Origin of the sequence: Arthrobacter sp. CJ23 (assembly GCF_024741795.1) — a bacterium.
Lineage (GTDB): Bacteria > Actinomycetota > Actinomycetes > Actinomycetales > Micrococcaceae > Arthrobacter.
The window spans coordinates 2030510-2051687 of record NZ_CP102950.1; the positions used below are offsets into that span (position 1 = coordinate 2030510).

The 21178-nt window shown below is 65.4% G+C and carries 29 protein-coding genes and 2 pseudogenes; 11 read left to right on the plus strand and 20 right to left on the minus strand.

The window, feature by feature from the left end; all coding sequences use genetic code 11:
* Positions 1-43: 43 nt before the first annotated feature.
* The 3 genes from NVV90_RS08975 to NVV90_RS21050 all read right to left on the minus strand — a co-directional run bounded on the left by NVV90_RS08975 (position 44) and on the right by NVV90_RS21050 (position 1543).
* On the minus strand, positions 44-514 hold the full coding sequence (locus NVV90_RS08975) for a pyridoxamine 5'-phosphate oxidase family protein (protein WP_258440803.1): 471 nt from the start codon (positions 512-514) through the stop codon (positions 44-46).
* A 229-nt stretch (positions 515-743) separates the two neighbouring features.
* Entirely contained in the window at positions 744-1184 is a 441-nt protein-coding gene (locus tag NVV90_RS21045; protein WP_396125367.1) for a hypothetical protein, read from the minus strand.
* Positions 1154-1543: an alcohol dehydrogenase catalytic domain-containing protein gene (locus tag NVV90_RS21050; protein ID WP_396125368.1), complete on the minus strand. Its 390-nt coding sequence runs from the start codon at positions 1541-1543 to the stop codon at positions 1154-1156. The genes NVV90_RS21045 and NVV90_RS21050 overlap by 31 nt, the downstream gene beginning before the upstream one ends.
* A gap of 317 nt (positions 1544-1860) precedes the next feature.
* Between NVV90_RS21050 and NVV90_RS08985 the strand changes: the two genes are divergently transcribed.
* Entirely contained in the window at positions 1861-2703 is an 843-nt protein-coding gene (locus tag NVV90_RS08985) for a universal stress protein (RefSeq protein ID WP_258441120.1), read from the plus strand.
* Between the two features lie 26 nt (positions 2704-2729).
* On the opposite strand, the gene NVV90_RS08990 is transcribed toward NVV90_RS08985, so the two are convergent.
* Positions 2730-3257 (minus strand): pyridoxamine 5'-phosphate oxidase family protein, encoded by a 528-nt coding sequence (locus tag NVV90_RS08990; protein ID WP_309304106.1) that lies wholly within the window; start codon positions 3255-3257, stop codon positions 2730-2732.
* A 113-nt stretch (positions 3258-3370) separates the two neighbouring features.
* Between NVV90_RS08990 and NVV90_RS08995 the strand changes: the two genes are divergently transcribed.
* Complete coding sequence (locus tag NVV90_RS08995) at positions 3371-3793, plus strand: pyridoxamine 5'-phosphate oxidase family protein (protein ID WP_258440804.1); 423 nt, start codon at positions 3371-3373, stop codon at positions 3791-3793.
* Here the strand turns inward: NVV90_RS08995 and NVV90_RS09000 are convergent.
* From NVV90_RS09000 to NVV90_RS09020, 5 genes and pseudogenes are all read right to left on the minus strand, one after another.
* Positions 3732-4025 (minus strand): hypothetical protein, encoded by a 294-nt coding sequence (locus NVV90_RS09000; protein ID WP_258441268.1) that lies wholly within the window; start codon positions 4023-4025, stop codon positions 3732-3734. The two genes, NVV90_RS08995 and NVV90_RS09000, sit on opposite strands and share 62 nt — an antisense overlap.
* Before the next feature lie 49 nt (positions 4026-4074).
* A pseudogene (locus tag NVV90_RS09005) lies at positions 4075-4200 on the minus strand (hypothetical protein); the annotation flags it as partial.
* A 210-nt stretch (positions 4201-4410) separates the two neighbouring features.
* Positions 4411-4554, minus strand: coding sequence for an alcohol dehydrogenase catalytic domain-containing protein (locus tag NVV90_RS21055; RefSeq protein ID WP_396125393.1), 144 nt, complete (start codon positions 4552-4554; stop codon positions 4411-4413).
* A gap of 116 nt (positions 4555-4670) precedes the next feature.
* Positions 4671-5135, minus strand: a complete 465-nt coding sequence (locus NVV90_RS09015) for a pyridoxamine 5'-phosphate oxidase family protein (RefSeq protein WP_258440805.1) — start codon at positions 5133-5135, stop codon at positions 4671-4673.
* Between the two features lie 67 nt (positions 5136-5202).
* The gene (locus NVV90_RS09020; protein ID WP_258440806.1) at positions 5203-5673 is read right to left on the minus strand and encodes a pyridoxamine 5'-phosphate oxidase family protein; all 471 of its coding nucleotides are present in this window, start codon (positions 5671-5673) and stop codon (positions 5203-5205) included.
* 174 nt (positions 5674-5847) lie between these two features.
* On the opposite strand from NVV90_RS09020, the gene NVV90_RS09025 reads away from it, so the two are divergent.
* Positions 5848-7566: a GAF domain-containing sensor histidine kinase gene (locus NVV90_RS09025; RefSeq protein ID WP_258440807.1), complete on the plus strand. Its 1719-nt coding sequence runs from the start codon at positions 5848-5850 to the stop codon at positions 7564-7566.
* Positions 7567-7581: 15 nt separating this feature from the next.
* Here the strand turns inward: NVV90_RS09025 and NVV90_RS09030 are convergent, their stop codons facing one another.
* Entirely contained in the window at positions 7582-8262 is a 681-nt protein-coding gene (locus NVV90_RS09030; RefSeq protein WP_309304107.1) for a response regulator transcription factor, read from the minus strand.
* 198 nt (positions 8263-8460) lie between these two features.
* Here NVV90_RS09030 and NVV90_RS09035 point away from each other — a divergent pair, with 198 nt between their 5' ends.
* The 4 genes from NVV90_RS09035 (at position 8461) to NVV90_RS09050 (ending at position 11154) form a co-directional block, all read left to right on the plus strand.
* On the plus strand, positions 8461-8979 hold the full coding sequence (locus tag NVV90_RS09035) for a universal stress protein (RefSeq protein WP_258440808.1): 519 nt from the start codon (positions 8461-8463) through the stop codon (positions 8977-8979).
* Entirely contained in the window at positions 8976-9338 is a 363-nt protein-coding gene (locus tag NVV90_RS09040) for an SPW repeat protein (protein WP_258440809.1), read from the plus strand. The genes NVV90_RS09035 and NVV90_RS09040 overlap by 4 nt, the downstream gene beginning before the upstream one ends.
* Positions 9339-9410: 72 nt before the next feature.
* Complete coding sequence (locus tag NVV90_RS09045; protein ID WP_258440810.1) at positions 9411-10796, plus strand: MBL fold metallo-hydrolase RNA specificity domain-containing protein; 1386 nt, start codon at positions 9411-9413, stop codon at positions 10794-10796.
* 31 nt (positions 10797-10827) lie between these two features.
* Positions 10828-11154, plus strand: coding sequence for a DUF3040 domain-containing protein (locus NVV90_RS09050; RefSeq protein WP_258440811.1), 327 nt, complete (start codon positions 10828-10830; stop codon positions 11152-11154).
* 15 nt (positions 11155-11169) lie between these two features.
* Here the strand turns inward: NVV90_RS09050 and NVV90_RS09055 are convergent, their stop codons facing one another.
* Positions 11170-11355: a hypothetical protein gene (locus NVV90_RS09055; RefSeq protein ID WP_258440812.1), complete on the minus strand. Its 186-nt coding sequence runs from the start codon at positions 11353-11355 to the stop codon at positions 11170-11172.
* Positions 11356-11468: 113 nt separating this feature from the next.
* Here NVV90_RS09055 and NVV90_RS09060 point away from each other — a divergent pair, with 113 nt between their 5' ends.
* On the plus strand, positions 11469-12332 hold the full coding sequence (locus tag NVV90_RS09060; RefSeq protein WP_258440813.1) for a universal stress protein: 864 nt from the start codon (positions 11469-11471) through the stop codon (positions 12330-12332).
* Positions 12333-12490: 158 nt separating this feature from the next.
* Here the strand turns inward: NVV90_RS09060 and NVV90_RS09065 are convergent, their stop codons facing one another.
* From NVV90_RS09065 to NVV90_RS09090, 6 genes are all read right to left on the minus strand, one after another.
* The gene (locus NVV90_RS09065; protein WP_258440814.1) at positions 12491-12640 is read right to left on the minus strand and encodes a hypothetical protein; all 150 of its coding nucleotides are present in this window, start codon (positions 12638-12640) and stop codon (positions 12491-12493) included.
* A gap of 44 nt (positions 12641-12684) precedes the next feature.
* On the minus strand, positions 12685-12999 hold the full coding sequence (locus NVV90_RS09070; RefSeq protein ID WP_258440815.1) for a hypothetical protein: 315 nt from the start codon (positions 12997-12999) through the stop codon (positions 12685-12687).
* Positions 13000-13148: 149 nt separating this feature from the next.
* The gene (locus NVV90_RS09075) at positions 13149-13997 is read right to left on the minus strand and encodes a universal stress protein (protein ID WP_258440816.1); all 849 of its coding nucleotides are present in this window, start codon (positions 13995-13997) and stop codon (positions 13149-13151) included.
* A gap of 51 nt (positions 13998-14048) precedes the next feature.
* On the minus strand, positions 14049-14492 hold the full coding sequence (locus tag NVV90_RS09080; protein ID WP_258440817.1) for a pyridoxamine 5'-phosphate oxidase family protein: 444 nt from the start codon (positions 14490-14492) through the stop codon (positions 14049-14051).
* 92 nt (positions 14493-14584) lie between these two features.
* Entirely contained in the window at positions 14585-14818 is a 234-nt protein-coding gene (locus tag NVV90_RS09085; protein WP_258440818.1) for a flavodoxin domain-containing protein, read from the minus strand.
* A 9-nt stretch (positions 14819-14827) separates the two neighbouring features.
* Positions 14828-15292, minus strand: a complete 465-nt coding sequence (locus tag NVV90_RS09090) for a universal stress protein (protein WP_258440819.1) — start codon at positions 15290-15292, stop codon at positions 14828-14830.
* 1022 nt (positions 15293-16314) lie between these two features.
* Between NVV90_RS09090 and NVV90_RS09095 the strand changes: the two genes are divergently transcribed.
* Together NVV90_RS09095 and NVV90_RS09100 are read left to right on the plus strand one after the other, a co-directional pair.
* Positions 16315-17253, plus strand: coding sequence for a 5'-3' exonuclease (locus NVV90_RS09095; RefSeq protein WP_258440820.1), 939 nt, complete (start codon positions 16315-16317; stop codon positions 17251-17253).
* Positions 17254-17552: 299 nt separating this feature from the next.
* A complete protein-coding gene (locus NVV90_RS09100) occupies positions 17553-18680 on the plus strand; it encodes an NAD(P)/FAD-dependent oxidoreductase (protein ID WP_258440821.1) in 1128 nt (375 codons plus the stop codon).
* A gap of 105 nt (positions 18681-18785) precedes the next feature.
* Here NVV90_RS09100 and NVV90_RS09105 read toward each other — a convergent pair.
* The 3 genes and pseudogenes from NVV90_RS09105 to NVV90_RS09115 form a co-directional block, all read right to left on the minus strand.
* A pseudogene (locus NVV90_RS09105) lies at positions 18786-18890 on the minus strand (DUF305 domain-containing protein); the annotation flags it as partial.
* A 30-nt stretch (positions 18891-18920) separates the two neighbouring features.
* Positions 18921-19718 (minus strand): methyltransferase domain-containing protein, encoded by a 798-nt coding sequence (locus NVV90_RS09110; protein ID WP_258440822.1) that lies wholly within the window; start codon positions 19716-19718, stop codon positions 18921-18923.
* A gap of 16 nt (positions 19719-19734) precedes the next feature.
* On the minus strand, positions 19735-20301 hold the full coding sequence (locus NVV90_RS09115) for an OsmC family protein (protein WP_258440823.1): 567 nt from the start codon (positions 20299-20301) through the stop codon (positions 19735-19737).
* Between the two features lie 146 nt (positions 20302-20447).
* Between NVV90_RS09115 and NVV90_RS09120 the strand changes: the two genes are divergently transcribed.
* The gene (locus tag NVV90_RS09120; protein WP_258440824.1) at positions 20448-21131 is read left to right on the plus strand and encodes a metalloregulator ArsR/SmtB family transcription factor; all 684 of its coding nucleotides are present in this window, start codon (positions 20448-20450) and stop codon (positions 21129-21131) included.
* Positions 21132-21178: the final 47 nt, after the last annotated feature.

A 21178-nucleotide genomic window follows, 5' to 3' on the forward strand; every position in this document is an offset into this window, starting at 1 on the left:
CTGCCCCAAGCAAGGGAACGTCTTCCGGCAGCGCCGGAACGGACTATTCCATCCCCGCACGGCTCGCGTCGTCCACGCCGACTCTCCACCGCATGTCCGTTGTGACCGTGTACCTGCGTCCCGTCACTGAATCGGGAACAATCCTGAAGAGCAGGTCCTTCCCGGCCCCTTGCCAGGGGAAAAGGGCGCGGCTTACTGCATCGAGGGTCTGTTCCGTCGATGAATTGCCGATTGCCTTCCCCTTGACAATGACGCTCCATGCCATCCCGAATTCGGCACTCACCGCGTCAGCCTCCAGCGCGACGGCGGCATCCTCTTCGATGGCTCGGGTCTTGGTACCCGTCCCGGTAAGGAAGACAACTGAGTTGCCATCCACCTTGTAGTTCACCGGGAAGATGTCGGGCCGGCCATCAGCGATGACCCCCAGCCGCCCAACACCGGTTTCCCGAAGAAGTTTCCAGCATTCCTCGGCGTCGAGTTCTTCCGCCTCCGGTACTGCGTTCTTGTCAACCATGTGGTGATCCTAAGGTTGGCCCGGAACATCGGACAGGGCACAAAGTCCCGGGCGGGTGCTATACAGGTGGCGCCGGGAACTGTATGGCGCTGTTGCAGCGCAGGAGCAAGCGTGAACACTCGATTTTTCAGAAACGGGCCGCGAATTGCACGTCCGAAAAGCTGGCAATCTTTGGCGCGATGAGGCCGCCTGACGCAGATCTGTCCCGTTGCTTCAGGGATTTCCCAGGCTAGTGGATTTTCAGTACCGCCGCTCCCGTGATTCTGTCATTGGCCAGATCGTCAAGTGCTTGGTCCGCAGCCGTGAAGTCGTATGTCGTGGTGGTTGGTATCAAAGGCATGCCAGCGGCAAGCTCCAGGAGTTCATTGCCATCGGCGCGGGTGTTGGCAGTGACGCTGCGGATTTGTCGTTCGTAGAAGAGGTCGTTGGCGTAGTTGAGGGAAGGAATGTCCCTGAGGTGTATGCCGGCAATGGCAAGGGTTCCGCCCCGGTCCAAGGCCCGCAGCGCCACCGGCACCAAGTCACCCACGGGCGCGAAAAGAATCGCTGAATGGAGTTTGACCGGGGGAGAGTCGAAAGCGCCGCTAACGTACTCTGCCCCCAGGCTTCGGGCCAGCGCCTGCGCCTCCGCTGATCGTGTCATGACAAAGACCGAGGCACCCTGATACATGGCGATCTGGGCGGTAAGGTGGGCAGAAGCCCCGAAGCCCCGAAGCCGTAGATGCCCAGGCGCCCGCCGGGAGGCAGTGAAGACCGTTTCAGGGCCCGGTAACCGATGATTCCCGAACACAGAAGGGGAGCCGCCTGTTCATCAGTGAACCGGGTTCCCACGGCCTCATGGCCTGGAACGACGTTGGCGCGGCGGGGCGGCAAATCCCCTTCTGCCAAATGAAGGTCGGTCCGGCAGATGCCGCAAACATTGACGCGGAGCAACAGCTCGCCCGCTTTCGGCTGGGGCTTCTGCCGTGTCCCCTGCACCTGGGGCCGAGCCGCGATCGGTCCCAGGCTTGCTACCCCCCATGCCCGCATCTGATGCTCCCTTCATGGTCCACTGTGTGGCCAGGAGGCCTGCCGTCCGCCCGAGGGCGCCGGGGACCGGGGACAATAGGCCTGGTCCCGCGGCCGTGGCGGCATCGAGAATGTAGCCTTCGAGCCAGGATCAGCACGCCGCTCTCCTTTCGCGAAGACCGTACGGCACCGGGCCGCACGGCAGGTGCCTCTTCGAGGACCATACCCCGGAGCAGGCCCTGGCCGGGAGGGTCTTCCGGCCCTAGCGGGTCAGGAGCGCCCCGGCGAAACTGAAGGGAAAGTGACCGCGTCCGGGTAGGGAAGTGCGTGTGCTCAAGATGAAGCAGATTCTGGTCGGCATTGACGGTTCCGCACCAGGCAGCGCCGCCGCTGATTGGGCGGCCGAACGTGCACGGGACTTCGGTCTTCAACTTAACCTTGTCCATGCGGTTCCCGAGCCGTGGGCCTTCCGGGAAGACGCCCTTCACAAGAGGGCGATGGCGCAGGCCATGGACCTGCTTGGCGGGGAGGAAGCGCGCCTACGTGCCCTGTTTCCGTCTCTGCGCGTGGTCGGGGCCCTCAGCGTAGGGGAGCCTGCGGAGAGCATGCGCACGCTCTCCGCGGAGGCGGGCATGGTCGTCGTCGGAACAGACCGGCGACCCGACAGCCATGGCGAGGGGTTCGGGTCCGTGAGTTTTCAGATCGCAATCATCAGCCATTGCCCCGTGGCTGTCATTCCGGCCCCGTCGACACGGGAAGCTTCGGGGGTGGTAGTGGGTGTAGACGGTTCCAGCGATTCCGGGCTGGCCGTGGACTACGCCGCCCGGGAGGCGTTTCGGATGGGGCAGGAATTGACGCTCGTGCATGCCTGCGGGGGTGATGCTCCTGCGTCCAGTGGCCCGCGCCCGGACGGCCTGGATGCAGACTCAAAGAACGACGGACAGTTGCTCTTGTCGGCAGCCGCGGCAGGGCTCTCCGGGAGGTACCCCGGGCTGGTGGTGAACGAAGTCCTGGACCCGCGGCGGGCCCCGGCCGAGGCGCTGGTCGATGCCGGATCCGCAGCGAAGCTTCTGGTCATAGGGTGCAAGGGACGGGGCGGGCAACACCTCCTGGTCGGGTCCGTGGCCCAGTCGGTGCTGCTGGACGTCCGGTGCCCGACGCTTCTGACACGGCCCGCGTGAGGGTCGGCCATGGCCGCCCGGCTCGTTTAACCGTCGGTTCCCTGTCCTGGGGAGGGGGGATCGAGCGGCGGCCACCATTGGGAGGGTGGGCCGATGACGAAGCGCCGGCCGCTGAGGTCCGTGGGGGTGATCCGCACCAGGTGATCCTTGGATCCTGGTTCCCAGGGCGAAAGACCGGCCTCGACCGCTTCCTGAATGTTGTCAGGGCCCGAAACAACCTCAGGAAATCCCTTGATCACGACGCTCCACGCGATCGTGCCGTAGGTATTGAAGCCGTCCGCCTCCAGCGCGACCAAGCCCCCGGAAAGCACTGCATCCAGCTTGGTTCCCGGACCGGTCCGGAATATCACTGTTCCGTAGTTAGGCACATAGTTCACGGGGAAGATCTCCGGATTTCCGCCGCTGATCACCGCAAGCCTGCACGTGGACGTCGACCGGAGGTACTTCCAACAGTCATGAACGCTGAGGGCTTCCGTCTCCGGGGCTGTCTCCGAACCATCCATGGCGCTGAGCCTACACGTTTGGTCGATGGGGGAGTAGGTCCTGAAGATCATGCGGGACCTTGGACCCTGCCGGGGGTCCGGAGAGCAGTCATAGGCTCGTGGGGAAAGACCGGCGTTGTCTCATCCGAGGCGGGACGCCCCAGCAAGCCAGGAGCAAAAAGATAATGGAAAGTGACGAACGCCCAGGAACCATGCTGTCCGCGGACGAATCGTGGAAGGTGCTCAAGCGCCTCCAGCATGGTCGCCTTGCCATCTGTGTTGCAGGTGAGCCTGACATTTATCCCATCAACTTCCTGGCCCACGAGGGGGTCCTGCTCATCCGCACGAATCCGGGCACTAAGCTGGCCGGTCTGACGGTGAATGACAAGGTGGCCTTCGAAGTGGACGATGTGGTTGATGACGAGGCCTGGAGCGTGGTGGTCAGCGGCACGGCGAGAGTGATCGAATCACAGACGGAGATAGATGAGGCGGACAAGCTGCCTCTGCGGCCGTGGATCCCGACACGCAAATACACCTATGTCGAGATCACCCCTGTCCGCGTCCACGGTCGGCATTTTGAACTCGGCGAGGAACCGGAGCGGCACTGATCGTGATCGCTGCCGCACTGTTGGACCGGTCTTCCCCGAGTGCCCTGAGCGCGTTCAGGATCGTGGCGAGATCCACCAGTTCCTGAAGAAGCGCTCCGGCCACGGCCGGAACGAGCCCGTAGGTGGCGGCCAGCAGCAGTCCCGTGCTGAGCAGGACGCCGGTCCAGATGCTCGACTCGGCGACGCGGACGGTGCGCTGGCTGATGTCCACGGCCAAGGCGGTTTTGGACAAGGGAGCCGCTGAGCAGGGTGTCGCCCCTCCGGCGTTCCACGGGAAGGCTTTCGCCGGTCAGGGCCGATTCGTCGAAGATCCCTGAGGCCGTGAGGAGCTGCCCGTCGACGGGGATGACTTCCGAGGGTTTGACCAGAAAGCATGTCCCCGGCACGGTTGATCCCCATGGGTACATGTTCCACGGTCGTGTCCGGACGTTCTCGGTGCGCTGTCTGTGGGGAACGCTCCAGAAGTGACCGCAGTTCCCGGGCAGGGCAGCCCTGGGCAAATGTCTCCAGGGCTTCTCCGCCGGTGAGCGTCAGCACGATGATGAGCGAGGCGATGCATTCGCCGACCGCGACCGTTGAGGCGATGATGTCCAGCCGGATCCCGGTCACGGAGGACCCTACATGGTGACTGTTCCGACGCCCTCGTGCCCGAGGACACGCCCTTCCTGGACGGCTGGTACGTTGCCGTTGAGGACGTGCAGGTCGGTGCCGCAAATCGTGGTGGTGTCGATGTGGAGGATGGCGTGTGTGGGGCGGATGATCCGGGGATCAGGGCCTCAGTCCAGGACTTCTTGCCGGGTCCGCCGTATACCAGGGCTTTCAAGGGGGTCCCTCCGGTAGGGCGGCCTGCGCAAGTCAGGTGCTGCAGGGTCGGTGATCAGTGGAAGATATCTGTTCGGGGATCCGTGACTGGAGTGTTCCAGATGTCGGGCCGTGTTGTCTTGAAGCGTCGTCCGGTGACAGTGTCCAGGTCCAGGCGCAGGTAGTGGCTCTTGCTGCCGGGCTGCCAGGGATCCAGGTTCAGGGCGTCGACGGCTGCCCTTTCGTGCTGGTCCAGAAAGAGGCGGGTCTGGCCGCGGACGACGACGCTCCAGGCCTTCCCGGAGCTGGCGCTGTAGCCGTCGATTTCGAGCGCGCAGGGGTCCGTCATCGTGGCCCAGAATTTCGTCCCGACGCCGGTCCGGAAGACGATGCTGCCCTGGTCCAGGACATAGTTCACCGGGAAGATCTCGGGGTGGTGATCGACGATCACGGCGAGCCTGCCCACACTGGTGCGTCCGAGCAGGTCCCAGCACTCGTCAGGGCTGAGGCGTTCGATGTGGTCCGCTGCTTCGTGGTTCATGCCTCGACGCTACCGGCGCCAGACCGACGTCGTTAGGGCCTTTGGGCCCCATCCGGACAAACGGACCCTATTCAAGTCCTGCGCGCGTTGCGTCGTCCAGCGGGCTCCACCAGGTCAGGGGAGGGGTCACGGTGAAGCGGCGCCCGGTGATGGAGGTCGGGATGATGCGGATGAAGTGGTCTTTGTAGCCGGCTTGCCAGGGAAAGAGCAGCAGCCCGACGGTATCCAGGACCTCCTGGGTGAGGGTGACAGCGGTTGCCTGTCCTTTCACGACCACGCTCCAGGCGACCCCCGTGTCGGCGTTGACCCCGTCGGCTTCCATGGCGACCGGAGTTTCTCCCAGTGCTGAGTGGAGCTTGGTGCCCTCCCCGGTGCGGAACACGAGCGTTCCGTGGTCGACCTTGTAGTTGATCGGAAAAATGTCGGGGTGGTCCTTCACCCAGATGGCCAGGCGCCCTACCGATGCGCCGCGCAGGAGTTCCCAGCATTGATGGGCTTCCAGGACTTCAGGCTCTGGCAGTGGTGGTGTGTTCGTCATGACTGCGAGGGTACGCCGGGGACCGGTCACGGAACAGGGCCCAAAGACCCAGACCCGGTCCGTCGCAGGACGTTCTGGATGGTGCGGCGGTGCCGGGGTAGTCTGTCATCGAGGTGCTCCTTGCGGTACCAGGTTCACTGGGTCGATGGTGGCGTCGGCGGGCGGAAGGCGTAGATGAACAATTCGAGTCCCGTCCCGGAGGGTAGCGGTGGCGTGCCGGTTGCCGGCGTCAGGATCGAAGAACTTCTGAAGGACTTCCTGGCCAGGGCCGGGGAGCTGCTGCACGCCCAGGAACACATGCGGGGGCTGCTGGAAGCAGTCGTCGCCGTTGCCGAGGACCTCAGCCTTGAAGCGGTCTTGGACCGGGTGGTCAACTCGGCGTGCCGGTTGCTCCATGCCCGTTACGGTGCGTTGGGTGTGGTCGGGGACGGCAAGTCCTTGAGCCACTTCATAACCGTAGGAATCGATGACGACCTTGCCCATCGGATCGGGCCGTTGCCGACGGGGCATGGCGTCCTGGGACTGCTGATCACCGAACCCGCCCCCTTGCGCCTTCACGATCTGAGCCAGCACCCCAATGCCCACGGTTTTCCGGAACATCATCCGCCGATGAAGTCCTTCCTTGGCGTCCCCATACGCGTGCGTGATGTTGTCTTCGGCAATCTCTACCTGACGGAGAAAGAGGGCGGGGAAGACTTCACCCCGGAAGACGAAGACCTTGCCGTTGCCTTGGCCGCCGCGGCCGGGGTGGCCATCGAGAATGCACGGCTGTATGAGGACGCGCGGCGCCGGGCCTCCTGGTTGGAGGCCTGCATGGACGTGACCGGGCGGGTGCTCGGCGATGAACAGGGGGTCGGGCCGGAGCAGGTGGCGCTCGACGTCGTCGCGGACAGGGCGCTGAAGGAATCCGCCGCGCAGCTGGCATTGATCCTGGTCCCCGACAGCGGGGTGGGTTCGTACAGCGTGGCAGGCGCTGCCGGCGAGGACGCGGCGGACTTCATGGGGCGGACCCTGCCGATGGATTCCGCCCGCATCCGGGCAGTGGCTGACACCGGAACTCCCGCTTCGGTAGATGAAGCGGCAGCGGTCCTCGGCGCAGTTGACGGGCTGTCCCTGGGACGGCTCCTAGCCATTGATATGAGCGCCCAGGGCGCCCACCATGGGCTCCTGATCCTGGTCCGGGCGCCTGGGAAGGGGCCTTTCCCGAGGACGGATGTTGACATGGGGGCCGTCTTCGGCTCGCATGTGGCGCTGGCGTTGGAGCTGGACCGGATCCACAGGCTCCGCGAACAATTGGTGGTCTTCACCGACCGGGACCGGATAGCGCGGGACCTGCACGACGTCGTCATCCAACGGCTCTTCGCCGCGGGACTGAGCATCCAAAGCCTGCGCCGTTTCACCACCGGCGAATCCGCACTGTCCAGAATCGACGCAGTTACTCAGGAACTGGACGAGACGATCAGGGACCTTCGGAACACCATCTATTCCCTGAGCGCCGATTCGTCCGGGCCCGAACTGCTCAGCAGCCGGATCCTCCAAACGGTCCGCAATGTCTCCCGGGCCCTCCCGTTCGCCCCGCATCTGGCACTCACAGGCCAAATCGATTCGATAACCGACGACACCACGACGAAGCATCTTCTGGCGGTGATATCGGAAGCCTTGAGCAACGCTGCGCGGCACTCCGGGGCGCAGGCTATCGAGGTGTCGGTCGCCGTCACGGACGGCACACTGATCCTCACGGTCGAAGACAACGGGCGGGGATTCACCGACCCTCCGCGAGGAAACGGCTTGGCCAACATGGAACACCGGGCCACCGAGCTGAGTGGCTCCTGGACCATCACCAGCACGCCAGGGCAAGGCACGAAGCTGGTGTGGTCGGTTCCGGCCCACTGACGTCCGGGCAGATGGTCAACGAGAGTCCGGCTCCGGGCCGTGGGCCATGTAGACTGCCGCCTGGGTGCGCCGCTCGAATCCGAGCTTGGCCAACATCGAGGACACGTAGTTCTTCACAGTCTTCTCCGCCAGAAGCATCTGCTCGCCGATCTGCCGGTTCGTCAGGCCCTCCCCAACGAGGTCCAGGACACGCCGCTCCTGCGGTGTCAGCGAGGCGACCCTCGGGTCCGGCTTCTTCGGTTCGGTGAGGCCCTGGACAATCCTGGCTTTCAGCCCGGCGTCAAACAACGATTCCCCGCGGGCAGCCCGGCGCAGGGCGCCCAAGAGATCGGTTCCGCCGATTTCCTTCAGGACATACCCGGCGGCGCCGGCCAAGACAGCGCCGCGCAGGGCCTGTTCGTCGTCGTAGCTGGTCAGAATCAGGCAATTCAGCGTCGGATCAATGGAGCGCACATCCCGGCAGACTTCGATCCCGGTGCCGTCCGGCAGCCTCGCGTCCAGGACCGCGACGTCCGGCCGCAGGGCGGGAATGCGGCGTGTGGCTTCCTCCGCCGAACCTGACATGCCGACCACCACAAAGCCTTCGCTCTCCAAGAGTTCCTGCAGGCCCCGGCGGACCAACTCGTGGTCGTCGAGGACGAAGACACGGATTGCCGGGTCCGGATCGGTGCGGAACGGTGCTGTTTGCTGATCCACGGTCCTCCTGTCCGGCGGCCGGTCCGGCCGCAATAGCACGGGCAGGGTCGCCCGGCTCTGCAAATTGTTCCCGACGGCCCGCCGCCAAACAAGGGCCGAAGGACCCGGCCCGATGCGTGACTTTCGGCCCTGTTTTGCCCAGGCTTTTCTGCCCAGCCTTGGAGAAACAGTAACGCTGCAAATAGGAAGGTACGGGACATGGCCACGAGTGCCCAGCGGGGCAAGATCATTGTCGGCGTCGATGGCTCCGCCGCGTCCGTGGAGGCCTTGCGCCAGGCCCAGCGACTTGCCGTGCCCCTGGGTGCCAATGTCGAGGCCTGGGCCTGCTGGGACTTCCCGGCAGGGTTTGGTGCCTATGAAGCGATGGGTGTCGAGGGATTCGCTCACGAAGCGGCCGAGAGCCTCCAGCTCGCCGTGGCGGCCGTGTTCGGCCCCCACCTGCCACGGAACGTCCACACCAAGCTTGTGCGCGGAACCCCCCGCCCGACACTGATTGGCGCCAGCAACCAGGCCTCCATGCTGGTGGTTGGACGGCGCGGGCACGGCGGTTTCGGTGCCCTGCTGCTCGGTTCCGTCAGCACCGCGTGTGTCGCGTATGCTCACTGCCCCGTCCTCGTCGTCACTGCACCAGAACCGGCCAGGAACCAAGAGCCCCGCCCCGCACACGCCTCGGCGGGCATCCCGAAAACAACCCCCGAAGGAGCAAGATCCCAATGAAGAAATGGACACGCTGGCAGGACTGGACAGTCATCGCCGCCGGCGCGTACGCGGCCTTGTCAGTGCTGTGGACCGCCCAGGCAGGGTCGTCAACGGCGCTCATGGTGACCCTTGGCGCTTTGCTGATCGTTGGCGGAGCAACGAACCTGGCCTGGCCCGGGCTGCCGGCTGCTGAATGGGCCCAGGCCGTGATCGCCGTGGCTCTCCTCTTGGCGCCTTGGGTGGGAGGCTTCGCCTCCTCCATGGGTGCCGCGTGGAGCGCCTGGATCCCGGGCGCCGTCGCCCTGATCGTTACTGCCCTGGCGATCAAACCCAGCACCGAGGAATACCGTCACCACCACGTCATGCCGGCTCCATAGCCTGCCGTGGTCCCACCGGGTGTCCTGTTACGGCGGGGCACCCGGAACCCTCCCACCGCTTAGAAGGCCAGCATGAAGAGCAAACACCCGGCAAGGCTCCGGTTCTTGGGCGCCACCGACACCGTGACCGGTTCCCGGTACCTCCTCGAATCGGGCGGCACCCGGATCCTCATCGACTGCGGCCTCTTCCAGGGCTACAAACGCGACCGCGACCGCAACCGGGCCCCGTTTCCAGTCCCCGCCGCTTCCATCAATGCGGTGCTTCTCACCCACGCACACCTGGACCACACCGGGTACGTTCCGGCCCTCGTCAGGAACGGGTTCACCGGCCCCGTGTACGCCACCCACGGAACCAGCGAACTGTGCAAACTGCTCCTTCCGGACAGCGGCCACCTCCAGGAGGAAGAAGCTCGCTACGCCGAGCACCGCGGCTCCTCCATCCATGCCCCCGCCCTGCCGCTCTACACGGCCGCCGATGCGGTCAAGTCATTGAACAGTTTCCGGGCCCAGGACTTCGACGCCCCGATCAGGTTGGGGGATGGCATCGAAGCCACTTTCCTGCCCGCCGGGCACATCCTGGGAGCATCACAGATCCACCTGAAAGCCAAGGGCCACTCCCTGCACTTCACCGGTGACCTGGGCCGGGACGATGACCCGCTCATGTTCCCGCCCCGGGAACTGGAAGCCGTCGAGGTCCTGGTCACCGAGTCCACCTACGGCAACAGAACCCACCCGGACGAGAGCCCGGAAGACCAGCTCGGCGACGTGGTCCGGCGGGTGGCCAAGCGGGGCGGTGTCATAATGATCGCCGCGTTCGCTGTCGGCCGTGCGGAAACCCTGATGCTGCACCTGTCCCGGCTCCGCCGCAAAGGACTGATCCCTGACATCCCGGTCTATCTCAACAGCCCCATGGCCATCGACGCGTCCTACATGTACCAGCAGCACCGGGACGAACACCGCCTTCGCCCGGAGGAATTCAAGGAGATGTACCAGCTGGCCACCCTGACCCGGACGGCCGATGATTCCAAACTCCTGAACCTCAGGGGAGGGCCGATGATCATCATTTCCGCCAGCGGAATGCTCACCGGAGGCCGGATCCTGCACCACATCGAAGCCTACGGACCCGACCCGAAGAACGCCCTGGTCCTCAGCGGCTACCAGGCCGGCGGAACGCGCGGCTCCGCCCTCGCTGCAGGAACGGAGGAGCTGAGGATCTACGGGCAGGATGTCCGGATCCGGGCCGAAGTCGTCCAGATCGAAGGCTTCTCAGCCCACGCTGACGCCAACGGCATCATTCGCTGGATGCGCACGGCCCCGCAGGCGCCCCGCATGACGTATATAACCCACGGCGAGCCAGACGCCTCCGATGCCCTTCGCGTCCGCATCAAGCGGGAACTGGGCTGGAGCGCCCGCGTCCCGGAATACCTCGAGGCCATCCCGCTGGACAGCCCGCACTAGACCCACCCATGCACGGCATAGGAGGCCCACGATGGCACTCTCCGAACACGAAAAGGCGACGTTGGCGCAGATCGCCCTGGGCCTGGATCACGACTACCCCAAACTGGCTTCCAGGCTTGGCCCGGCATCGCTGCCGGCGGGGTCGGCACGGCAGACCACCGCGGGTATCTGCGGAGCCCTTGCCGGGTGCCTGGTGCTGCTGGCCGGCATCGCTGTTCAGGCGCTGCTTCTGGGTGTCATCGGCTTCGTGATGATGGGCGCAGGAGCCTACCTGGCCACCATGCGCGTTGGCGGCTTCCAGTTCCGCCGGCGCGGACCGGCACCCTCGCCCTCTGCCGGGGAGCCGGAGCTCTGGTGAGTCCCATGGAAGCCATCATTGAAACGCGGGGGCTGCAGAAGCGGTTTGGCCGGCATCGTCCGGCTGGCCGTGGCCAACCCTGTGATCCTGATGCTGCGTGGCCTGCCCCAGGGCACAGGCCTGGATGCTTTTGTGTTCCTCCAGATCTTCGCGTTCCTGGCGTTGATGGCGGGGTTGATGAACACCCTTCTTGCCGTGCACATAAGCAGTATGGGACTTCCGGCCCTAACCGCTAGGCCCGACACAGCAGAAACTGGTCACACAGGGACCAGCCCCGGAACCAAAGAATCAAACGAGGAAAGGCCGGCCGTGCCATGAAGGATCCAATTGTCGTCGGGGTCAACGATTCCGGGAGCAGCGAAGCCGCCGTGACCTGGGCAATGCGCCGGGCCGCGGCACTGAAGTCGCCCGTTATCCTCGTCCATGCACTGGATGATCGGTGGACCTATGACACCCCCGGATATTACGAAGTTCTCAGGGAGGCCGGGGCTGAACTTGTTGCCAAAGCCAAGTCACGGGCTCTTGCCCATGAGCCGACCGTCGACCTCCACACCGTGCTCATCTCGGGCAGCCCCGGCTATGCCCTGCGGAAGCGCTCCAAGGAGGCGGTGATGATGGTGATCGGATCCGGACATGCCTGGCCAGGGGGCACGCTGACCGACAGGGCCCTGCAGATCGCCGCAGTGGCGGCGTGCCCGGTCGCCGTCGTCGGAGAACACGATCCCGATACCCGGCACGGGATCCTGGTCGGAGTGGACGGCTCCGAAGAATCAACCCAGGCCGTGGCCTTCGCCGCCGCCGAGGCAGACCGTGACGGCGAGGAACTGACGGTGCTGCACGCCTTCCGGGGCCCCAACCTGTGGGTCCAAAAGGGCATGCCCGAGAGCGGTCTGGCCCAGCTCATCGTCGAGGAAGAACGCATCGTCCTGGCCGAGACGGTTGCCGGCCTGGCCGAGACCTACCCTGACCTTGTCGTGCACCAGGTCCTGGAGACCGCCAAGGAACCGGCGGAGGCACTTGTCGAGGCAGCCGCGGACGCCCGCCTGCTGGTCCTCGGGAGCCGGGGCCGCGGCAGCTTCAAGCGGCTGTTGCTCGGATCGACGGCCCATGCGGTCCTTACCGAGCTGCCCTGCCCCACCATCATCACCCGCGTCCGCGCGGTCAAACACACCGAATAGACGGACTGTCCGGGAAACGACGGCAGGCGCGCAATGGCTGCCGCTCCCGGCGGGTCCGGGGGGCGGGACGCCAACCGCTGCGCGGGAGGACCCTGGTGGCCGATCTTGTGGCCGGCATGTCGCTGTGCCTTCTGCTGGTCCCGGCGGGAATGGCATACTCAATCGCCGCGGATCGAGCGGCCGGCCGCCTCCGGGGCCGTGTGGGAACAGCTGACCTCCGTCCTGGGCAGCGTGGCCAGGCCGAAATCAACGCCATAGCGGTCGTCTTCGGCGCCGCGGCCATCGTTCTCTTCTGGTCGTGACGTCACGCTTCTCGGTCCGGGCCCGGATGCTGGGCGTTCTTGGTGCCGTCTCAGGGTCCATGCTGGCCGGGACCGTGTTCCAGATCGAGGGGCTGGTGGACATGGTCGGCCCGCTCGCCAGTACGTTGCCGGCGCCTGCCCTCCCGGGGCTTGACCTGGCTGATGTCACCGCCATGGACGGGCCCGCAGCAGGTATCGCCGTGGAGCGGGTCCTGGACCGCATCCGATGTGTCATTGTCGCGGCCGAGGCCATCACGGGCATCGACGGCACCGCGGTCGAACACCTCGTCCAGCTCGATGCGTATCTCGAAGCCCGGGGAACGGAGCTGGTGTTCGCTGAGCTCAAAGACCCCGTCAATGGACAAGCCCGCCAGAATTGGCCCCTGTACCCGGATTGGGCAGGCACGGCACTATCCGACAGTGGGCAGCGCGGTGGAGGCCTGGCGGCTGCCGGGACGGTCCTGACCCGGTGGCGGGGCGTTTTGCCCCGGTGCCGATGTGTCTTGCCGCCGTGTCAGGCGGCGGGTGGGGCTTCCCGCACGACGAGGACGGGGCAGCTTGCGTGATGGAGCACGGCATGGGCTGTTGAGCCGATGCTGCCCCGGATAAGTCCATGCCCGGTGGTTCCGACGACAATGACCCGGGCGTCGTTCGCTTCGCCCAGCAGGGTCCCGGCGACGGAGGTTCCGGCCAGCAGCCGTTCCTCCACGAGGAGGCCCGGCGCCGCGGAGCGGACGGCCGAGTCCAGGACTTCCCTGGCATCGGGGACCCCGGAGGAATCTCCGGGTGCGTGCTGTTTCCCGTGCCCGGTGTGCACATGAACGATTCTGAGGGTTGTCCCGAACAGGGCCGCCAGGGTGCTGGCCTGGTGGAGTGCCGGTCCCCAGCCCTGTGTGTCGATGCCGACGACGACGGGGCCGGACGGGTTTGTCCCGGGGCGAACCACGGCCACGGGACAGTCGGCGGTAGATGCCAGCTCGAGGCTGACGGAGCCGACCAGGAGACCCATGAAGCCTCCGATGCCGCGGCTGCCAACGACAATCATGGCTGCACCGGGGGAGAGTCTTCTGAGGTTCTCGGCAGGCCAGCCGTACACCAGGCTAGTGGTGAGGTCCAGGTCCGGGGATGCTTCCAGTGCCAAGGCAGCACCCTCGGTGACGACGGCTTCGGCGGCATGGCGCAGCCCGCTGTCGGCGACGCCCGGGACCGGAGCCATGTTGTGCGTGATGGCCGGCCACAGCGAGCAATGCACGAGGTGGAGCTCCAATCCCCTCAGCGCGGCTTGTTCTGCTGCCCACCGGACTGCGGGGGCGGCTTCGGGGGATCCGTCGTAACCGACGATGATGCGTTCGGTGGTTTCCATGGTCTTCCTTTCCCGTTGGCCGCCCTGCCGGCAGCCGCCCAAGAGGGCTCATTAGGCGAGGTGCACGTGGCGTCCGGTCACCTGTGCGGCGTGGACGCGGACGAACTGGCCGCGGTCCCCGCCGGCCCAGGGTTCTGACATGATCTGACCCCAGAGGTGCGTGAGCAGTTCCGGTTCCTCAACGCGGGACGATGGTCCGCTGACCAGGACCGACCAGCCCTCGCTGCGATCGGCCCGCGCTTCATCGATCTGGAACGATGACGTCAGGCGTGGGACGGCATCTCCGATCGGACCCTCAGCGGAGGTGCGGAAGTAGATCGCTGTCTGGTGGACAACGTAGTTGACCGGCAGGATCATGACACGCCCGTCGTCCACGAACCCGAAGCGGCCGGTGCTGTGGGACCGCAAGAGTTCCCAGCACTGCTGCTCGTCAAGGTTGTCGCTGACATGCCGCGCACCATCAAGGCGTCCGGGTTCCATGCTGGGTAGAGACATTTCCACTCCTCCATTCGATCGGGCTCAGTTGCCCGCTAGCTTGCCTGCCAGAGATTGCCCCCAGAACCGTGCCCGCTCGAGCTCCTCCGGGCTCACCGCGGGTTCGGAACTGACAATGAAACTCTCCGGTCCCGCAACGACGTGCCGTGGACGTGAGTTGGCCCGCCAACCACCAAGAGATCGCACTGTGCCACGTCGTCCTCGGCAACCTCGGCGACGGAGACCGCCTTCGCAGTCCCGGAGGCACCGAGCCCCTGTGCGATGGCCTCGGCCACTTGGCGGGTGTTCCCGTACATGGATTCGTAGACCACAACCGCATGCATCATGAAACTTCCTCAATCGTGGGTCCGGCCCGTTCGGCGCTTCTCCGGGGCATGGACCACCAGCACCGGGCAATGGGCATGTGCCACACAGGCAGAACTCACGGAACCGAGGAGCAGCCCGCCGAAACCACCATGTCCGCGCCTGCCCACAACAATCATGTCTGCCTCCTTGCTGGCCTCAATCAGGGACTCACGGGCATGGCCGCGGACAAGCCTGGACACAACGTTGTCCGGCAGCACCGGGCCAAAAGCCTTCTCCACGGCTTCCTTCAACAGGTTTCCGGCCGCTTCCTCGAAGCCTACGATGCCCATGGCCACGTAGCCGCCATACACCTGAGGAAACTCCCAATACGCCGTGGCAACGACCTGGGCGCCCATTGGCGCTGCCAGGCGGTGGGCTTCGCGGAGCGCTTCGATGGATGCCTCCGATCCATCGACGCCGACGATGATCCTGCCTGAGGACGTCTGCTCGTTCATGGCTGCCTTCCTTGATCTCTCTGCGTGAAAGCCTGTCCGAGTCCAGCATGTTCTTGTAGGGCCGAAAGTCACACTGCGGCGGTGCCTTCAGCAGTCCGACAGTGCGGTCATCTGCCCCAGGCAATTGCGCAGCGGCCTGTTACGCAATTAGCCCTGCATCTACGATTCGGGCTAGTGCGGTGACGCATTCGTGGCCGGTCATGTCCGGCGTCGTTAGATGCGCAATGAATAGCGAGAGACCACGGATGGAAAGGGTGATGGTACGTGGACTCTGGATTCGTGCCCGAAAGTCATGTCCCGGCCCGGGTTGCTACGGCAAGGCAAGAAAGAAGGTGTGCGCACCGTCCACACCTTGGGCGGCGGATCGAGTCGAAAAGGTACCGGACCGGCCCGGATTCCCGATGTTTCCACGGGATCCCAGTGTTTGCAGGGGGCTGGAGTCCGGTTCGAGTCCCACCTCGGGCACGTGTCTTCCCAGTTCAGGGGCCTGTTGGCCGCTGAGTGTGCACAAATGTTCACGAATTGGCCCCTTCGGGGCCTTTTTTCGTTTCTTCGGGTGCCTCGCTTTCCATGGATGGTTAGGGTTCTGTGATCTTGTACCTCTTCATGAGGGATCCGGGTCCGAGCTACATGACTTCTGCCGATGGGTGGTTGTGGTTCGCGGCGCCGAGATGGTTGCGACAGCGTAAGGCTGTCGGCGATGCTCCAAGCGAGTCCGTCAGGTTCGGCGTCGTTCTGTTAGCGGAGCCAACGCCGGGTCGAGTGGCCGGAGTGCAACTTGCGGTACCGGGAGCGGTCCAAAGTCTCGCGAGGAACCAATGACTTAGGAGCGCCGAATGAGGGTTTGGATGTGAGCGGCGCGTAGCGCCCTGGTTGCGTGGAGGACCCGCCCGGCGGCAATGAAGCACCCTAATCGAGAGGCCGCGTCTTTCCCGTCCGGGTTGCGCGGACGCTGCATAGCGTTCCTTCTTTCGGGTGCGGAGGGTCTTGGGTCTGACACTGCTTGGGTGTAAGGATCGGCTATGCCCGAGCGTTTGATGCTTCTTGATACCGCGTCGTTGTATTTTCGTGCTTTCTTCGGTGTGCCTGATTCGATCCGCCACGCCGACGGTACACCGGTGAACGCTGTTCGCGGCTTGCTGGAGATGACCGCGCGGCTCATCACCGAGTATGGCGCGACGCATCTGGTGGCGTGTTGGGACGATGATTGGCGTCCTGGGTGGCGGGTGGATCTCATCCCCTCATACAAGTCGCACAGGGTCGCCGAGGCGGTAGCTGGTGCCCCGGACGTGGAGGTGGTGCCGGAGGCGCTTGTGGCGCAGGTTCCCATGATCCGCCGGGTGCTCCGTCTGGCGGGCATCGCCGTTGTCGGGGCTGCCGGGCATGAAGCCGACGACGTGATCGGCACCTATGCCAGTCAGGCCGATCTTCCGGTCGACGTTGTGACGGGGGACCGTGATCTGTTCCAGGTGGTCGATGATGCCCGCCGGGTGCGGGTCATTTACACGGCGAGGGGCATGAGCAACCTTGAGGTCGTGACCGATGCCGTTGTCGTTGGTAAATATGGTGTGCTGCCGGAGCAGTATGCTGACTTCGCGGCGTTGCGCGGGGACGCCTCCGACGGGCTACCTGGCGTTGCCGGGATCGGGGAAACGACGGCGGCGTCGTTGCTCTTGACGTACGGCACGCTGGACGGGTTGCTCGCGGCCGCGGCGGATCCGGGCAGCGGGCTGTCAGCGCCCGTGAGGTCGAAACTCGCCGCCTCCGCCGGCTATTTGACGGTTGCGCCCGCCGTCGTGAACGTCGTGCGCGACCTCCCGCTGCCCACTCCCGATCAGGCCGGAGCGCGGCTGCACCCCGTCGCCGCAAATGCACGCACTGAACTCGAAAGCCTCGCAAGCGACTGGAACCTCGGCGGCTCGGTGCAACGATTGCTTGACGCTCTCGACCTCCGCCCATGAGGGCAACCCCTGCGGTGTAACCGGAACAACCTGACCATTCGCTCCTGCGGCGGAATCGATCCACTTCGTTGCACGAGTCCCGCGCCCCTCGTCCCAGCTGACCCTCGACCTTGACGACTTCACCGGCGCACGAGGATTCGTCGCGAATCGAGCGCAAGTCCGACTCCTCAAGCGACTCATCTCGCAGATCGAGCGCGTTGTGAAGATCAGGGACCTCAGCGCCGCCGAATCTCGGTACCCGACGGGCATCATCCACCGGGGCATGGACGCCAGGCTGTCCAAGGCGCAAGATGAGGTGCATGACAACAACCGTCATGATCCTCGGTGCCGGCTTCGGAGGGTTGGAACTCGCGAGCACACTGTCGGAGCGCCTTGCCGGCGAGGTCGACGTCACCCTCTTCGACCAGCACGAGGCCTTCGTGTTCGGCTTCTCCAAGCTGGAGGTCCTCTTCGGGCACCAGAACGCGGAACAAGTGCGGATCCCGTACCGCGAGATCCGCACGCCGGGCGTGGAGTTCCGCCAGGAGCGGGTGCTCGCGATCGACCCGGGGACGCGGCACGTCGTAACCGATGCTGCGGTTTACGATCCCGACATCGTCGTCGTCGCCCTCGGTGCCGACTACGACATCGCCGCCACTCCCGGCTTCGCCGACGGAGGGTTCGAGTACTACACGGTCGCAGGCGCCGAGCGGCTGCGCGACGAACTGGCGGCGTTCCGCGGTGGCCGGGTAATGCTGGCCGTGCTCTCCATCCCGTTCAAGTGCCCGCCCGCGCCATACGAGGCAATCCTGCTGCTCCACGACCGGCTCGTCGCCCGCGGCATCCGCGAGGGCAGCAACCTTCACATGGTCAGTCCGCAACCGTCGCCCATCCCGGTCTCGCCCCAGGCATCGGCCGCGCTCGAACGCGCGATGGCCGAGCGTGGGATCGCGTACACGAAACGCCACAGGATCCATGGGATCGACCCCGACGCGCGCGTCGCGCAGTTCAAGGACCACGACGAGCCGTACGACTTGTTCATCGGCATCCCGACCCACAAGGTGCCCGACGTGCTCGTCGAGGCGGGCCTGACGCAGGACGGCTGGGTCGCGGTCGACCCCGTGACGCTGCAGACACCGTACGCGGGGGTGTACGCAATCGGCGACTGCGCCGAGGCCGGGATCCCGAAGGCCGGCACCTTCGCCGAGAGCGCGGCCCACGTCGTCGCGGACGGCATCGTTCGCAGCATCCGAGGCGCCGGCGGATTGGCATCCGGGGGCACCGGGCTCTGCTACCTGGAGTTCGGCCACGGCGACGTCGGCCGCGTCGACGTCGACTTCCACGCTGACGGCGGGCCGACCGCGCCGCTCCTGGGGCCGTCGCCGGCGTACGCCGCTGAGAAGGCGGAGTTCGGCGCGGTGCGACGCGCCCGCTGGTTCGGGGCCTGACGCGCCTCGCGCGTTCGGGCGACGGGCGTTCGGGTGCCGCAGGACCGGGTGACACCAACGATGACAATGCACCGCTCACCGCAGGCATCGCGGCAGCCACGTCGTGTCCTGTTTCTTGAGGATCATCTCGCTCATCTGAACTGCCTGGGCGTGGTGCGGGATCATCATCTGGGCGAACGTGGTGTCAGCCGCGTTCTGGTTCGCGGCCGCGCGGTGCTCCGGCGCGTGCGAAACCCCGGTTCACTCCGTCTGGGTGGACTCGTTGCTGGTGCGCGCGAGGAAGGACAGGCTCATGACGCCGTATTTCACGGTCGCGGCCCGGGCGCTGTCGGAGAGGAATTCGTAGTTGTTTCTCCTGGCTTGTTCAAGGCTGAACCCGTTGCCGGTGATCGTCTCCCGGTACGTGTCCGCCTGGGCGGCGCCGCCGATGCAGGCGGCCCACAGATCGGTGCTGCACACAATCTGGGGGGTGAGCGGTTTTTCGGTGACGATGTCGGCGATGGCGAGCCGCCCTCCGGGCCGCAGCACCCGTGCCGCCTCACGGAACACCGCGGCTTTGTCCGGGGATAGATTGATGGCGCCGTTGGAGATGACGCAGTCGAAGCTTGCGTCCGCGAACGGGAGGTCCTCGATGTGTCCTTTGACAAAGGTGACCTGGGGCATGCCGGCCTTCTTCCGGAGGCTTTCGGCCTTCTCCAGCTGGGGCTCGGTCATGTCCAGGCCTACCACCTGCCCGCCGTCGCCCACTTCAAGGGCAGCGGTGAAGACGTCCATCCCCGACCCTGAACCCAGGTCCAGGACTCTTTCCCCGGGTTTGAGGTCGGCCAGATCGAAGAAGTATCCGACGCCGGCAAAGGACCGGACGGCGCCTTCAGGGACGGCGTCGAGCAGCCTGTGCGGGTAGCCCAGATGTTCCGCCAGTCCGCGTCCCATCCTGAAGTGGTACTTGCCCTCGGGGTTTTGCGCCACCGCACGGTAGACCTCCTTGACCTTGGCCTCGAGCTCGCTTCGGTCAACGGCAACTGTTGTCAGGTCCATGGCTCTTGCCGTTCCGTCAGGCGATTTCGAGGGTGGTTTCGACCGGAACCGGATTGGCCAGGCTGTCGCGGACAGGTGAGGTGTCCTGGACGTACTGGCACAGTGACCGAAGCTGCTCCGGGGTGCCGTTCGGGCTGGAGACCCGGGCGTGCGCGCGGATGGCGGTGAATCCGGCCCTGGGACCGTCCACTCCGAGGAAGCGCCGGACATCGATGTCGCCCTCCACTTCGAACTCCAGGCTGCTGAGCTCGATGCCCTGGGCCGCGGCGTTGGCGGCATAGCCTACCGCGTAGCAGAAGCCCAGCGCCTGCAGGAGCAGCTCAACGGCGTTGGGACCGGCGTTGTTCCCCAGGAGTACGGGCGGTTCGTCCCCTTCAAGCGTGAAATTCCCGGAGCGGGAGGTGTCGGGCTGGCCGGCGTGTGTGAATCCGAGGATTTGCCCGGTGTTGTGGGTGCCGTCGCGCCAGGTGCTGGATGCCTTGAAGGTAAAGCTGCCTTGGGCGGGATCCGCCTGGATCCCATGGATCGTGTCGAGCAGACGGTCGACATCGATGCCGTTGCGGATGGTCGCTGTAGTTGCCATCGCAATTCGCCTCATTCTGGTTGTCTCGGGGATCCCGGCAGGATCCCGGATGCCTATATTCAAGTAAACGCTTGAATAATTGAATAAAACACCCGGCAGGCGTATCTTGTCAAGTAGTTACTTGAATACGAATGGGAGGGGTCGACGTGAGCGACAGGGCCGCAAAAGATGCGCTGTTTGATGCGTTTGCCTCGGTGGCAAAGGTGCTCGGCAGTGGGCGGCGTGCCGAGATCGTGGACGTTCTGGCCCAAGGTGAACGGGCCGTGGAGGAGATCGCGGAGGAAATCGGGCAGAGCATCGCGAACACTTCCCAGCATCTGCAGCAGCTCCTGCGGACGGGTCTGGTGCACACCCGTCGCGAAGGGACGCGGATCTATTACCGGGTCAGCGGCCCTGTGGTCATCCGCTTGTGGTCGGCTGTCCGCGAGGTGGCTTCTGAGCACGTCGCACGGCTCGATGAACTCGCGGACGCATACCTCGGGGACAGGTCGGCCTTGGACACCCTGACCCGGGCCGAACTGGGCCTGCGGATGGCTGCCGGAGACGTGGTTGTGATCGATGTCCGGCCCGAGCCGGAATTCCGCTCAGGCCACATCCCGGGCGCGGTCTCTGTGCCCGTCAAGGACCTGGCCGGAAGGCTGAAGGACCTGCCAGGGGACCGGACGGTCGTCGCCTACTGCCGCGGCCAGTACTGCGTGTTCGCCGACGAAGCGGTGAGGATGCTCCACGAGCACGGTGTTCCCGCGGCCAGGCTCGAAGGCGGGTATCCCGAATGGGCTGCTGCCGGCCTGGCTGTCGAGGCCGGCGTGCGTGTGGTTGCCGGGCGATAACCCGCACGAAGCGGAGACCTGACGGGGAAATCGCGCTCAGCTTCGGT

What these genes read in the sequence shown, in the direction of transcription:
- NVV90_RS08975 (WP_258440803.1), bottom strand. Translation starts at nt 514, where the DNA reads ATGGTTGACAAGAACGCAGTACCGGAGGCGGAAGAACTCGACGCCGAG.
- NVV90_RS21045 (WP_396125367.1), bottom strand. Translation starts at nt 1,184, where the DNA reads ATGTATCAGGGTGCCTCGGTCTTTGTCATGACACGATCAGCGGAGGCG.
- NVV90_RS21050 (WP_396125368.1), bottom strand. Translation starts at nt 1,543, where the DNA reads ATGCGGGCATGGGGGGTAGCAAGCCTGGGACCGATCGCGGCTCGGCCC.
- NVV90_RS08985 (WP_258441120.1), top strand. Translation starts at nt 1,861, where the DNA reads ATGAAGCAGATTCTGGTCGGCATTGACGGTTCCGCACCAGGCAGCGCC.
- NVV90_RS08990 (WP_309304106.1), bottom strand. Translation starts at nt 3,257, where the DNA reads ATGATCTTCAGGACCTACTCCCCCATCGACCAAACGTGTAGGCTCAGC.
- NVV90_RS08995 (WP_258440804.1), top strand. Translation starts at nt 3,371, where the DNA reads ATGGAAAGTGACGAACGCCCAGGAACCATGCTGTCCGCGGACGAATCG.
- NVV90_RS09015 (WP_258440805.1), bottom strand. Translation starts at nt 5,135, where the DNA reads ATGAACCACGAAGCAGCGGACCACATCGAACGCCTCAGCCCTGACGAG.
- NVV90_RS09020 (WP_258440806.1), bottom strand. Translation starts at nt 5,673, where the DNA reads ATGACGAACACACCACCACTGCCAGAGCCTGAAGTCCTGGAAGCCCAT.
- NVV90_RS09025 (WP_258440807.1), top strand. Translation starts at nt 5,848, where the DNA reads ATGAACAATTCGAGTCCCGTCCCGGAGGGTAGCGGTGGCGTGCCGGTT.
- NVV90_RS09035 (WP_258440808.1), top strand. Translation starts at nt 8,461, where the DNA reads ATGGCCACGAGTGCCCAGCGGGGCAAGATCATTGTCGGCGTCGATGGC.
- NVV90_RS09040 (WP_258440809.1), top strand. Translation starts at nt 8,976, where the DNA reads ATGAAGAAATGGACACGCTGGCAGGACTGGACAGTCATCGCCGCCGGC.
- NVV90_RS09045 (WP_258440810.1), top strand. Translation starts at nt 9,411, where the DNA reads ATGAAGAGCAAACACCCGGCAAGGCTCCGGTTCTTGGGCGCCACCGAC.
- NVV90_RS09050 (WP_258440811.1), top strand. Translation starts at nt 10,828, where the DNA reads ATGGCACTCTCCGAACACGAAAAGGCGACGTTGGCGCAGATCGCCCTG.
- NVV90_RS09060 (WP_258440813.1), top strand. Translation starts at nt 11,469, where the DNA reads ATGAAGGATCCAATTGTCGTCGGGGTCAACGATTCCGGGAGCAGCGAA.
- NVV90_RS09075 (WP_258440816.1), bottom strand. Translation starts at nt 13,997, where the DNA reads ATGGAAACCACCGAACGCATCATCGTCGGTTACGACGGATCCCCCGAA.
- NVV90_RS09080 (WP_258440817.1), bottom strand. Translation starts at nt 14,492, where the DNA reads ATGTCTCTACCCAGCATGGAACCCGGACGCCTTGATGGTGCGCGGCAT.
- NVV90_RS09085 (WP_258440818.1), bottom strand. Translation starts at nt 14,818, where the DNA reads ATGATGCATGCGGTTGTGGTCTACGAATCCATGTACGGGAACACCCGC.
- NVV90_RS09090 (WP_258440819.1), bottom strand. Translation starts at nt 15,292, where the DNA reads ATGAACGAGCAGACGTCCTCAGGCAGGATCATCGTCGGCGTCGATGGA.
- NVV90_RS09095 (WP_258440820.1), top strand. Translation starts at nt 16,315, where the DNA reads ATGCCCGAGCGTTTGATGCTTCTTGATACCGCGTCGTTGTATTTTCGT.
- NVV90_RS09100 (WP_258440821.1), top strand. Translation starts at nt 17,553, where the DNA reads ATGACAACAACCGTCATGATCCTCGGTGCCGGCTTCGGAGGGTTGGAA.
- NVV90_RS09110 (WP_258440822.1), bottom strand. Translation starts at nt 19,718, where the DNA reads ATGGACCTGACAACAGTTGCCGTTGACCGAAGCGAGCTCGAGGCCAAG.
- NVV90_RS09115 (WP_258440823.1), bottom strand. Translation starts at nt 20,301, where the DNA reads ATGGCAACTACAGCGACCATCCGCAACGGCATCGATGTCGACCGTCTG.